Source organism: Azoarcus taiwanensis, assembly GCF_012910885.1.
Classification (GTDB): Bacteria; Pseudomonadota; Gammaproteobacteria; order Burkholderiales; family Rhodocyclaceae; genus Azoarcus_F; species Azoarcus_F taiwanensis.
Genome location: NZ_WTVM01000119.1, coordinates 1 through 12380 on the forward strand (window position 1 = coordinate 1; position 12380 = coordinate 12380).

General features: G+C 62.4%; 11 protein-coding genes and 1 pseudogene. 4 read left to right on the forward strand and 8 right to left on the reverse strand.

All coding sequences use genetic code 11. From position 1 onward, the window contains the following. Positions 1–130: 130 nt before the first annotated feature. Together GPA21_RS15765 and GPA21_RS15770 are read left to right on the forward strand one after the other, a co-directional pair. Positions 131–1171 (forward strand): annotated as a pseudogene (locus GPA21_RS15765) (Tn3 family transposase); the annotation flags it as partial. An 89-nt stretch (positions 1172–1260) separates the two neighbouring features. After that, positions 1261–2244 (forward strand): IS5 family transposase, encoded by a 984-nt coding sequence (locus GPA21_RS15770; RefSeq protein ID WP_168989087.1) that lies wholly within the window; start codon positions 1261–1263, stop codon positions 2242–2244. Between the two features lie 145 nt (positions 2245–2389). On the opposite strand, the gene GPA21_RS15775 is transcribed toward GPA21_RS15770, so the two are convergent. Continuing rightward, positions 2390–3196 (reverse strand): alpha/beta hydrolase, encoded by an 807-nt coding sequence (locus tag GPA21_RS15775; protein ID WP_168989088.1) that lies wholly within the window; start codon positions 3194–3196, stop codon positions 2390–2392. Positions 3197–3265: 69 nt separating this feature from the next. Beyond that, complete coding sequence (locus tag GPA21_RS15780) at positions 3266–3883, reverse strand: glutathione S-transferase family protein (RefSeq protein WP_168989089.1); 618 nt, start codon at positions 3881–3883, stop codon at positions 3266–3268. Between the two features lie 58 nt (positions 3884–3941). Here GPA21_RS15780 and GPA21_RS15785 point away from each other — a divergent pair, with 58 nt between their 5' ends. Continuing rightward, positions 3942–4139: a DUF2905 family protein gene (locus GPA21_RS15785; protein ID WP_168989090.1), complete on the forward strand. Its 198-nt coding sequence runs from the start codon at positions 3942–3944 to the stop codon at positions 4137–4139. 22 nt (positions 4140–4161) lie between these two features. Here GPA21_RS15785 and GPA21_RS15790 read toward each other — a convergent pair whose 3' ends face one another. The 3 genes from GPA21_RS15790 to GPA21_RS15800 are packed head-to-tail and all read right to left on the reverse strand — an operon-like array spanning position 4162 to position 8306. Next, positions 4162–5319 (reverse strand): tRNA nucleotidyltransferase/poly(A) polymerase-related protein, encoded by a 1158-nt coding sequence (locus GPA21_RS15790; protein ID WP_168989091.1) that lies wholly within the window; start codon positions 5317–5319, stop codon positions 4162–4164. Beyond that, positions 5319–6275, reverse strand: coding sequence for a complex I NDUFA9 subunit family protein (locus GPA21_RS15795; RefSeq protein ID WP_168989092.1), 957 nt, complete (start codon positions 6273–6275; stop codon positions 5319–5321). The genes GPA21_RS15790 and GPA21_RS15795 overlap by 1 nt, the downstream gene beginning before the upstream one ends. Before the next feature lie 54 nt (positions 6276–6329). Continuing rightward, entirely contained in the window at positions 6330–8306 is a 1977-nt protein-coding gene (locus GPA21_RS15800) for a lytic transglycosylase domain-containing protein (protein WP_168989093.1), read from the reverse strand. 256 nt (positions 8307–8562) lie between these two features. Here GPA21_RS15800 and GPA21_RS15805 point away from each other — a divergent pair, with 256 nt between their 5' ends. Next, on the forward strand, positions 8563–9171 hold the full coding sequence (locus GPA21_RS15805) for a 5-formyltetrahydrofolate cyclo-ligase (RefSeq protein ID WP_168989094.1): 609 nt from the start codon (positions 8563–8565) through the stop codon (positions 9169–9171). Here the strand turns inward: GPA21_RS15805 and ilvA are convergent. The 3 genes from ilvA to ptsN all read right to left on the reverse strand — a co-directional run bounded on the left by ilvA (position 9140) and on the right by ptsN (position 12117). Next, positions 9140–10657, reverse strand: coding sequence for a threonine ammonia-lyase, biosynthetic (gene ilvA, locus GPA21_RS15810; protein ID WP_168989095.1), 1518 nt, complete (start codon positions 10655–10657; stop codon positions 9140–9142). The two genes, GPA21_RS15805 and ilvA, sit on opposite strands and share 32 nt — an antisense overlap. A 64-nt stretch (positions 10658–10721) precedes the next feature. Next, entirely contained in the window at positions 10722–11663 is a 942-nt protein-coding gene (gene hprK / locus GPA21_RS15815) for an HPr(Ser) kinase/phosphatase (RefSeq protein WP_168989096.1), read from the reverse strand. Continuing rightward, positions 11632–12117 carry a PTS IIA-like nitrogen regulatory protein PtsN gene (ptsN, locus tag GPA21_RS15820; protein ID WP_168989097.1) on the reverse strand — a complete coding sequence of 162 codons (486 nt, stop codon included), beginning with the start codon at positions 12115–12117 and terminating at the stop codon, positions 11632–11634. Before ptsN ends, hprK begins: the two co-directional genes overlap by 32 nt. Between the last annotated feature and the right edge of the window lie 263 nt (positions 12118–12380).

A 12380-nucleotide genomic window follows, 5' to 3' on the forward strand; every position in this document is an offset into this window, starting at 1 on the left:
AAAACACAAGGAGAACAGACACCACAACCCGAAACCGGAACCAACCCCGCGTAGCTATACTGTACGCATAAACCGGTGGGTCAGTTTTAGATGAAAACCCCGGGTCAGTTCTGCGTGGAAATCAACAGGCAAGGTGAAGGAACGGATCGACAGCCTGTTCAAGGTCAGCCGGGATGAATCCAGCACAACCTGGAACATGCTCAAACGGGAACCGAAAAAGCCAACCAATAAGGAAACCCGCTCTTACCTGCAACACATCCGGCGGTTGCAATTACTAGTTGAGCAATTGCCCCAGCCTTACATTCCCGTTCCTAAACTCAAGCAATATCGCTACATCGCTCGCTCTCTGAATGCCAGCGAGATGGCGGAACTGAAACCGCAGAAGCGTTACGCGCTGGCGGTCATTTATATCCGTGCACAGTTTGCCCAGACGCTCGATGATGCAGCAGACCTGTTCATGCGCATGCTTCAGAACCTGGATAACCAAGCACGCAACAAATTGGGGGAGTACCAGCAGGAACATCAGCAGCGAACGGATCGCCTGATCGGACAATTGAAGGAGGTGCTGCTGGCCTATCAGATCAATGGCACCGACCAGCAGCGAGTCGAAGCCATCGGCTCCAGCCTGATCGCGGACGTAGACGATTTGGTGGCCATCTGCGACGAACATATGGCCTATGCTGGCCGCAATCATCTGCCGTTCCTCATTCAACCCTACAAGGCCGTTCGCGCCCAACTACTCAATTGTATCGAAATCATCAATCCACAGAGCAGTAGCGAGGACGATACCTTGATCCGGATGATGAAGGTATTGCAGGGGCTGCGCAGCACGCGTCACGAAATGGTGCCGATTTCTTTACTCGAACTGGATGCAGAACAAGATCTCCAATGGCTGCCCAGCGCTTGGCGCAAGCTGGTTGTCACGGAGCGCACCGATGGGCGAATTGCCACAATAAACCGCCGCTACTTTGAACTGGCAGTCCTGTACGCCATTCGCGATGAGCTCAAGTCAGGCGATCTCTTTATCCAGCACGGCGAGCGCTACGACGACTATCGCGAACAGTTGGTTGACGATGCAACCCTAGCTCGCGAACTGACTGAATATGGACAGGTGACGGGGATCGAAACCGGTCCCAAGGCGTTCACCCAGGCACTGAAAGTTGCATTGTTAGGGAAACACTGATTTATTCCGAGCGCCCTGTCCTGTGACCGGATGCGCTTTGAGACAATAGCATCAGCAGATCGACAGCGAGACCTCCGATGCAATCGAGCTTTTCCGACTTCGAGTACGCCAGCAAGAAGAAGCTGACCCGACGCGACCGTTTCCTCGCAGAGATCGAGGCGGTGACGCCGTGGGGTGCGATGCTGAGCGCGCTCGAACCGTTCTACCCCAAGGGCGGAGGTCGCGGCAGACCGCCGATTGGCCTTGAACGCATGCTCAGAATGTACCTGGCACAACAGTGCTTCGGCCTGTCCGACGAGGGGATGGAGGACGCGATCTACGACAGCCAGGCGATTCGCGGATTTGTGGGCATTGACTTGGCACGTGAATCCGCGCCGGATGCAACGACCTTGCTCAAGTTTCGGCGACTGCTCGAAGCGCAGGGGCTGACCAAGGAGCTGTTCGAGACGATCAACGCGCATCTGGCCGAGAAGGGGTTGATGATGCGCGAGGGTACGATTGTGGACGCGACCATCATCGCTGCGCCGCCCTCGACCAAGAACCTCTCCAACGCACGCGACCCAGAGATGCATCAGGCCAAGAAAGGCAATCAGTGGCACTTCGGGATGAAGGCGCACATTGGCGCCGATATCGACTCCGGGCTGGTGCATACGGTCGTCGGTACGGCCGCCAATGTGGCCGATGTCACCCAAGTTCACGCGCTGCTGCACGGTAAGGAGACTGATGTGTTGGCCGATGCGGGCTATCAGGGTGTTCACAAGCGCGACGAGAACAAGGCGCTGGACGTTCAGTGGCACGTAGCCATGCGCCCAGGCAAACGTCGCACCCTGCCCAAGGATCGGCTCGGTCGTCTGATGGAAGCGTATGAGCAAGGCAAGGCGCGCATTCGCGCCAAGGTCGAGCATCCGTTCCATGTTGTGAAGAACCTGTTTCGTCACCGCAAGACCCGATACCGTGGTTTGGCCAAGAACAATGCACAGTTGCTTTCGTTGTTCGCCATGGCCAATCTGTTCATCGCACGCCGACGCCTGTTCGCGCTCGACAGTCGAATTGCGTCCTGAAAACCGGAATGGGCCAAAAAAGCGGTCGATACGACTTGAATCAGCTGCATCAGCGGCGATAGAACGCGAAATTTATGCATATTTCAACCATTCAAGCTGAACGTGCGTCCACCAGTGCGGTGAAGGCGATTACTTCAGCGCTTCCCTAGGGGAGGGTGTCGGCCAGCCAGTCCGCGATCGTGTCGGCGGCGAGTCGCCAACCGGCCTCGAGCATCACACCGTGCCCCATGCCGGGCAGGATGACCGGGTCGACATCGTAGGTGACGCCGGTCATGCGGACCTGAGCGGGAGGAATCAGGTGATCGTGCTCGGCGCCGACGACGAGCAGGGGAGGCCTGTTCATGCGCGCTGTATGAGGCAGGTTGAAGAGCGTCATATCCCAGATTGCGCGATGTGACTCCGGCTGGCAGCGGTGATAGTAGCGCAGCAGGATATCGGCATCGATGGGCTGGTGGAAAAGCGCTTCGCGCAGGCTCTCCGGGTGGGGCTGGCCTCCGCCGAGAATCCGGTTGAGATCGTTCAGCAGGCCCGGCTTGCTCATCATGAGCCCGAGGGCGGAACCCATCAGACCTTGTGGTGGCACCGAGCAAAGCAGCACCGCAGCCGGTGCGTCTGCCCCTTCGAGATACTTTTGCACCACCATGCCGCCCATCGAATGTCCGATCAGCACCGGTGGTGCCGGCAGGTTCTGCACGGCTTCGGCGACGTCGTTGACGTAATCGGCGAGCGAGAAGCCGTCCAGATAGCCGGTTTTTCGACTACCGCCGTGGCCTGAGAGCGACACCGCATAGCAGTTGTAGCCGAGCCCTGCGAAATACGGCAGAAAGTGCTCGTCCCAGCACCATGCGGCAGTGTAGGCGCCATGGACGAACAGCAAGGGTGTGCCGCGACCCGGACCGTCGGTGGGGCCGCGGGCGATGACTTCAAGATCGCCAAAGCGGGATCTGTTCATGATGCTCCATCAGTTGGGGGAATCAGGCGCAGTTTACGATGGCAGGCGCCTGGAACGAGCGCAAACACGTCACGGTATCGACATTCCGCGCTCGACGGCGGGGCGCGCGCGGATCGTGTCGTACCACCGCTGAACCGACGGAAAGCGTTTCAGGTCGATCCCCTGCCAGTCGTGCCGGGCGATCCAGGGAAAGGTCGCAATATCGGCAATCGAGTAATCCTGGCCAGCCAGCCAGGTCCTGCCGGCAAGGCGGGACTCGAGCACACCGTAGATACGCTGGGCTTCCTTCGAGTAGCGTTCCATTGCATAAGGAATGAGGTCCGGCGCGAAACGCATGAAATGGTGGGCCTGACCGAGCATCGGACCGACGCTGCCCATCTGGAACATCAACCATTGCATGACTTCCAGCCGTTCGCGCAGATCCTGCGGCATCAGTCGGCCGGTCTTGCCGGCAAGGTAGAGCAGGATCGCCCCCGACTCACTGAGGGTGATCGGCTTGCCGCCCGGTCCCTCGTCGTCGGTGATGACCGGAATCTTGCCGTTGGGGTTGAGTTGCAGGAAATCGGGGGTCTGTTGGTCCCCCTTGGTGATGTCGATCGGGCGCACGTCGTACGGCAGGGCAAGCTCCTCGAGCGCGATCGAGATCTTGTGTCCGTTAGGTGTTCCCCAAGTGTAGAGCGTGATCATGACCGAGCCTCTCGTTGTGGTCTAATAGCGGCCTTCCCAGGATGCAGGGGCATGCCCGGTGCTGCAGTGGATCATCGTCGTCGTCGTGCTGGTTTTCGTGGTCGGCGCCTTCCGCTCCGCCCTGTCGCGTACGTTTCGTCTCGGCAGACTACCGGGCGATCTGCACTTCAGTTTCCGCGGCCGGCAGTATCACTTTCCGTTTACCAGCACGGTCTTGTTGTCGTTGCTGGCTTGGGTGATTCTGCGAGTTGTCTGACATTCTCCCACGACAGCGCCCGTCACGGTTGCCCTGACGCGTCCGGGCTGTTCAAGCTGGCACTGACTGCGGCGCAGCGAGCGGCAAGAATTCGCTCGGGAATGTCGGACCGGTTCTCGGTCTCGCGTGCGATACGTCCGCCATCGACTGCACGCGCCGCCTGCAAGGCTCCGAGCCACAATGGTTTCAACGCGCCGGCGCCGTCCGAAATTTCAAGACAGGCGAGAAGCGCGTCGAAGCGCTCCGGCCGGCGGAAGGCGTCGCAGTGCGTCAACACGCCAACGATGGCGGATGCGCACCGGGTCGGTGCTTCGAGCAGGTTGCGCCGTTCCCGCACGAACAGCACGGCAAGGTCGCGACACTCGTTGGGAGTCTTCAGTCGCTCGGACAGGTTCTGAGCACGCACGGCGGTGTCGGGCGGGGTTTCCCCGGGAGTGGGCAACGTATTCGCGAGCAGGCACGCCCATCGCACCGCAAGGGGCTGGCCGGTGGCGGCGCAGCGGTCGATCAGATCGAGAATCTTATCAGCGCGCTGCAGATCCGACAGGGCAGCGGTGATTTCGGGCAGCACGGTATCCAGTGCGCGGCAGTCTCGCAGCACCGTTAACATCCGCGAGGGCGTGTCTTCCATCAGACCACGCGCCAGCTCCTGCCAGCGTCGCTCCGCGACGAGCTCGTCGAGTTCCCTTGAGGCCACCATGTCGCGCATCAAGGCCATGGTTTCCGGGGCGACCGTGAAGTCCGCGAAGCGGGCGGCGAAGCGAGCGACGCGCAGGACTCTGAGCGGATCTTCGGCGAACGCCGGGCCAACGTGACGTAGCACGCGGGACTCGATGTCGCGCACGCCACCATAGGGGTCGATCAGCACGTCATGATCGTCGAGTGCGATGGCGTTGATCGTGAGATCCCGCCGCAGCAGATCCTGCTCCAGGCTGACGTCCGGTGCCGCGTGGACGGTGAAACCCCCGTATCCTCTGCCGGTCTTGCGCTCGGTGCGCGCGAGCGCGTACTCCTCACCGGTGCGGGGATGAAGAAATACCGGAAAGTCCTTGCCCACTGGCTTGTAGCCGAGTGCAAGCATCTGCTCGGGCGTCGCCCCGACGACGACCCAGTCATGGTCCTGCACCGGTCGCCCGAGCAGTGCGTCGCGTACCGCGCCGCCGACCATGTAGATACGCATCAGTCGGCGCTGCGGCGAGCCCGGGTACGGCTGGGGTAGTAGCTCGCGCGCAGGCTGCGCTGGCCGATGTAAGCGGGGGCCACGGTTTCGAGGGAAGTTGGTTCGAAGCCGAAGGGCATCGGCTCGCCGCTGGCGATGTTGTCCGCACGCATCGAGCGCACGTTGTCGCGGCTCATCAGTGGTTGCGGTGCGAGTTCCATAATCCGCGCCTGGATCATCGCCGCTGACTCGGGAATCGGAACGATCATGCGGCGCTTGCCGATCAGGCTGCAGACATAGGTAACGAGTTCGCGCAGGGTATAGACCGTGGGGCCTGCGAGTTCATGGACTTGGCCGGCGGTTTCCGGGTGTGCCAGACAGTGCTGGACGACACGGGCGACATCCTCGACGTACACCGGCTGGAAACGCGCGCCGGCGCCGGCGAGCGGCAGAATCGGGAACAGGCGTGCGAGATTGGCGAAGAGATTGAGGAAGCTGTCGTCGCGGCCGAAAATCACGGAGGGGCGCAGTATCGTCCAGCCGAGTCCGTCGTGGGCCATGATTGCGGCTTCTCCAGCCGCCTTGGAGCGCTGGTATTCGGACGGGCCGTCGGCGGCAGCGCCCAGGGCGCTGACATGGATCAGGCGCGGCACACCCACTTTCACGCAGGCTTCGGCGATGAGGCGGGGCAGTTCGACATGGGCACGTGCGAAGTCCGGTCCGTAAGGCTCGCCGCTGCGCGAATGCAGCACACCGACGAGGTTGACCACCGCATCGGCGCCGTTGAGCAGGCGCTCAAGGGTTTGCGGCTCGAAGACGTTCGCCTCGACCACTTCGATGGTCGGCAGCACCAGCAAATGGGCTGCCCGGCTGCGACGACGGGTGGGAACCAGAAGATTGATGCCAGCCTCGGAGAGGCGGTTTGCGATGGCCTTGCCAACAAAGCCGGAACCGCCGATCAAAACCACGCGTTTCATTGCGAATGCCCTGTCTCAATGTTGGATTCCGGCCGATCCGGAATCCCAATTCACTCAACCGCCCGGAGCTGGCGAAATTGTGCCGAGCCAGCGTTTCAGCGACTGCGGACGCTGTTCGATCAGCGCCGCATAAACCACTGCGTTGGCGAGCACCTTTTTGACGTAATCGCGGGTCTCGTCGAAAGGGATGGTCTCGATGTAGATTGCCGCTTCGATCGGTCGGTCGTCGCGCCAGCGGCGTGCTCGTCCAGGGCCCGCATTGTAGCCGGCCGAGGCGAGCACGGGGTGATTGTCAAGCCCACCCATGATCAGGCGCATGTAGCTGGTGCCCAGGCGTACGTTGGTCTGCGGGTCGTTGAGCATGCGCGGATGAAAGTCGCGCATGCCGATCTGGCCGGCGACCCATCGGCCGGTGTCGGGCATGACCTGCATCAGCCCCTGCGCACCGACATGCGAACGTGCCGGAACGATGAAACGGCTCTCCTGGCGCATCAGGCCATAGACCCACGCGAGATCGAGGTTCTGCTCCCGGACATGGGGTTCGACCAGATCCCGGAATGGCATGATGAAGCGAATCGAGAAGTTCGCGTTCGGATCGGCGAGTTCGGCGGTATTGATTGCGCGATCGAAGAGGCCGTGGTCGAGCGCGACGTGCGCGGCCGCGAGCAGAAACGCGCGATCGCGACCGCGCAGCGTGCGTATCCACTCGCGTACCGCCTCGGTGGTCATTTCCAGACGATAGAACGCCAACGCCCGGGCGATGCCGTCGTTTGCGAGAACTCGGGCGCGATCCTCGGGTGAGACGGGTTCGTCCGGTGGGGGTGGGGCGAAGCGCTCGCCTAGGGTTTCGGCGGCGAGCAGGCCATAGAAGTCGCTGCGCCCGGCGATTGTCGCGTACAGCGTCCGCGCCGGGTCAGCGCGACCCTGGGCTTCGTGGGCGCGTGCCAGCCAATACACCCATTCCGGGCTGTTGCGGCTGTCGGCATCGAGGAGGGCGATCGCGTTTTCGACCTGGCGCCAGTTCTCGGCACGCAGCGCGGCCCGTACTCCCCATTCGCGTTGCGCCTGGGTCATCGGCACGTCGCCGGCGGCGCGATACCACTCGGCCGCCTGTGGCAGGCGTGACAGGGCGCCGTGGTGGGCGAGCACGGTGAAGACGTAGCTGCGCTCGTCGTGACCAAGACGGTCGTTGATTCGCACGAAACGGGCGTAGGCAGCCATTGCATCCTGGCGTGCGAGACGTGTGAGCGCCGCGATCGCGAGCTCGCGTCCGCTGCGGGTGACCGCGAAATTGACCGGCATCCGGTCGAGATAGGCCGCGGGCGAGCCCAGGGCCTGGTCGAGGTCGCGCGTGGCCGGCCGCTGGCTGGACGGCAGCCAGGCGATGGTGGCTCTGGCATTGTCCGGGCTGCGGCTGTCGACCTGTCGGCGGATACGCCACCAGACTTCGTCTTCTGTGACGGCGTCCAGTGTCGCCGCTGCGCGGAGCACCGGTTCGCAGGCTTCGTGAGCATTGAGCAGGTCGCGCCATTCGCGTGCGACTTCGTCGAGGGCACCGCGTTCGCCGTCGGCAAAACGTCCGTACCAGGCGAGACAACGCATTTCCTGGTTCGGATTGGGGTGCTCCGCGAACACTCGTCTGAATGCCGACCAGTCCTCGTCACGCGCAAGACGGCGCAACCAGTAGTCGAAAAGCCGCTCGCCGGCAACGTTCTCCCGGTGGCGATCGACGAAGCCTGCAAGCTCGAGTGTCGGCACCGGGTCCGGCCGTGCGAGACGATTGACCAGTAGCCAGTACTGGACATAGTGGTCCAGAATGTGGCCCGGCTCCGGTGCAGCAGCCAGCGCCTCGAGTCGCACCCGGTCGCCGGTGCGCAAGGCCTCACGGGCCGCGACGATGCGCGCGTCACCCTGTTGCGCCTCGACCGGCGCAGACGGGAGGCTGGCAATCAGGGCGAAGGCGGCCAATCCGCCGCGCAATCCGGGTGTCAGACGTACGGAAAACAGGCGGTGGAGCGGTTTGCGGGGCATGATTATCCTAGAAACCTCAGTTGGACGTGTCCGAGTGTGCGTCTGGTGCGTCGTCTGGCAAGGCGCGACGACGCAGCATGGTTGTTCCCTTCAAGGAGGAGCAACGCAGCCAGGCGGCGTGCCAGACGTGCAATCGGGCACGTAGCGGACCCACCCACTGGGTGATGGTCGTCGAAGCTGCGTGTCCCAGGCTGAGTGGAGCATTCAAGGTCATAGAGAGCGATCAACTGAGGTTTCTAGGATTATCCGAACGGTTATGAACGAAGATATCTTATCGAGTCGCGAGGACTTGCGCAGGGGTGCGATCGCCCGCCGCGAGGCCTTGACGGAGACTGCCCGACAGGCGCTCACCACCAGGCTCGAAGTGCACCTCGCAAAGCTGCTCGAGACGCTACAGCCGGGGTGCCTCGCTTTTTGCTGGCCCTATCGCGGCGAACCCGATTTGCGGCATTTCATGGCCCGCTGGCTCGGTGCGGACCCGTCGCGGCAGGCGGCGCTTCCCGTTGTTCTTGACCGTCATCGCCCGCTGGTGTTCCGGCCGTGGTCCCCGGGCACCAGACTGGTGCCCGACCGTCACGGCATTCCCCACCCACCGGCGGGGCCTGAGGTGGTGCCGCAGGTGGTGCTGGTGCCGCTCAACGCCTTCGACGCTGCCGGTTACCGGATCGGTTATGGGGGAGGATACTTCGACCGCACGCTGGCCGCGAGCGAGATGGTCGCGGTCGGCGTCGGTTTCGAGATCGGTCGGGTGAATAGCGCGTTGCCGCAAGCGCACGACCGGCCCATGGATTGGATCGTCACCGAGGCCGGCGCCGGGATGAGCGGTGACGCAGTCAGGCGAGAAACATCCGATAAGTCGGGTTGAGCGTCTCGTCTGCGTACTGGTAGCCGAGGCGGTCGAGAAAGTCCTGGAAGGCGATCTTGTCTTCCGGCGGCACCTGCATGCCAACCAGCACACGACCAAAGTCCGAACCGTGGTTACGGTAGTGGAACAGGCTGATGTTCCAGTCCGAACGCAGGTTGGACAGGAAATTCATCAGCGCGCCAGGACGCTCCGGAAATACGAAGCGGTAGAGCAGCTCGTTGGTTGCCTTTGGGGCGCGGCCGCCGACCATGTAACGCACATGGGTCTTGGCCATTTCGTTGTCGGTGAGGTCGATCGCGGGTAACTCGTGGCGTTCGAGCATCTCGACCAGGCGGGCGACCTCGCCGCGGTTGTGCACCGTTACACCGACGAAGATATGGGCTTCGGCAGCGTCGGCGTAGCGATAGTTGAACTCGGTGATGTTACGGTTGCCGAGCACCGCGCAAAATTTCTTGAACGAGCCTGGCCGTTCCGGAATCGTGACAGCGAGTACTGCCTCGCGCTGTTCGCCGAGTTCGGCGCGTTCGGCGACGAAGCGCAGACGGTCGAAATTCATGTTGGCGCCCGAGGCGATCGCGACGATGTGCTTGTCGCGCAGCTTGTGGCGCTTGATGTATTCCTTGGCACCGGCCACCGCGAGCGCGCCCGCAGGTTCGAGAATCGAACGGGTATCTTCGAAGACGTCCTTGATTGCGGCGCAAATCGCATCGTTGTCTACCACGATCATTTCATCGACGTAGTCACGGCACAGGCGGAAGGTTTCCTCGCCGACCTGCTTGACTGCAGCGCCATCGGCAAAGAGGCCGACCTGCTCGAGCAGCACCCGCTCGCCGCGCTCAAGCGATCGGGTCATGGCTTCGGCGTCTTCGGCTTCGACGCCGATGATCTTGGTGTCCGGGCGCAGCTGCTTGACGTACGCTGCCACACCGGCAATCAGGCCCCCGCCGCCGACACAGCAGAAGATCGCGTGAATCGGGCGGGCGTGGGCACGCAGGATCTCCATGCCGATGGTGCCTTGTCCGGCGATCACGTCGGGGTCGTCAAAGGGGTGCACAAAGGTGAGCTGCTCGCTCTGCTCAAGCTCCTTTGCGTGGGTATACGCGTCGGAGAAGGAGTCGCCGGCGAGCACGACCTCGCCGCCACGGGCGCGCACTGCGTCGACCTTGATCTGCGGGGTGGAGACTGGCATCACGATCACCGCACGCACCCCGAGTTTCTGTGCCGACATCGCTACGCCCTGCGCGTGGTTACCGGCCGACGCGCAGATGACGCCGCGTTTCAGGGCCTGCGGCGACAGATTGGCCATCTTGTTGTACGCACCACGGATCTTGAAGCTGAACACCGGCTGCATGTCCTCGCGCTTGAGGAAGATGCGGTTGTGAGTGCGTGCCGACAGGTTGGTCGCGAAGTCGAGCGGCGTTTCCTCGGCGACGTCGTAGACCTGGGCGTTGAGGATCTTCTTCAGGTAATCCGGTGGGGCAGTCATGGGCGTCGGTCGCGGCGGGTAACACAATCGTCGACAGTAGCAGCCGGCTTGGTGCGGAGCAACATCAGCCTTCCCCGGACTGTTGTTCGATCGCCTTGTGTTGGCGTTCGATGAATTCCTGTGTCGAGTCGATGCCGCGGAGATTGAGTATCTGCGAGCGGACTGCGGCTTCCAGGAGCACCGCGAGGTTACGTCCAGCGGCCACAGGCAGGATGGTGCGCGGGACCTCGACGCCAAGAATGGTTTGGGTTTCCCGGTGAATCGGCAGACGTGCGGGGTCGCCATCGCCGAGGGTGCGGCGCTGCAGATAGACCACGAGACGCAGGCGCATCTTGCGGCGGCAGGCGGTCTCGCCGAAGATCGTTCGGATATTGAGGATTCCAAGCCCGCGCACTTCAATGAAGTCCTGCAGCAGCTCGGGACAGCGGCCCTCGAGCACGGTGGGCGCGATACGCGAGAACTCCACGACGTCATCGGCGACCAGGCCATGGCCACGCGAGATCAGCTCGAGCGCGAGTTCGGACTTGCCGGCGCCGGAGTCACCGGTGATGAACACACCGAGCCCCAGCACATCCATGAACACCCCGTGCAGCGACACCTTCTCGGCGAGCTGACGCGAAAGGTAGAGTCTTAGCTGGTCGATCACGCCGGCCGAGGCCAGCGGTGTACGGAACAAGGCCACCTGCGTGGTTTCACAGATCGTCTGCAGCATGCCGGGCAGTTCGCAGTTGTCGGCGAGAATGATTGCCGGCGGCCGCGCGGCGAAGATCTCCTGCAGATGGTGCGCAATCTTTTCGCGTGACTGGCGCTGAGCCCAGGTCAGCTCGGCAGCGCCGATGATCTGCAGCCGGTCCGGATGCATCAGGTTGAGGTGGCCGACCAGGTCGGCGGGCCAGATACGCTCTTCGGGAACCGCGATTTCGCGATCGAGCCGACCGCAGACGTGGGTCAGCGCCAGCTGTTCGTGGTGCGCTTCAAACAGCTGCGCGACGCTGGTCCGACGCATCGGATCCCCAGGAGACGAAGGCCGTGTGGATGGCCTCGGCATCGGCAGCCTTGGTGATGCGCTCGCGGAAATCGGCGTCGCTGAACCGCTGGGCGAGCTCTGAAAGCAGTTGCAGATGCTGTTCGTTGGCTTGTTCCGGCACTAGCAAGACGAAAAGCATATCGACCGGGCGGCCGTCTGGAGCGTCGAATTGTACCGGGGTGGCGAGGCGGAAAAAGGCACCGGCGGCTTCCTGCAGGCCCTTTATTCGCCCATGCGGAATCGCGATGCCTTGGCCGAGACCGGTTGAGCCCAGTCTTTCCCGCGCAAACAGGCTATCGAACACCTCGCTGCGCGAAATGCCCTGATTGTTTTCGAACAGCAGGCCAGCCTGCTCGAACACCCGTTTCTTACTGCTGGCTTCGAGATCGACCACCACGTTAGCGGCGGGAAGAAGGTCGGCGATGAGGCTCATGGGCTATGTCACACGCCAGGCCGGGCGTTGCCGGAAACCGGCATGAAGCCCGAGCGATGGCGCGGGTTGCGTTGAAAGTGCGCGATTATAAGCGCACCCTATTCCTTTAGGGGTAAAAATACGTCACGCTCGGATGGTTGGGCAGATGAAAAACGCCGATGTTCCGGAAGTTTTCACCTGCCCGAGAGCGAAATGAATCAGGATTCCGATTCTTGCGATTGGCGCTTGAGCGCTTCGTGGCCGTGGTCCTTGTTCTTCTGCTT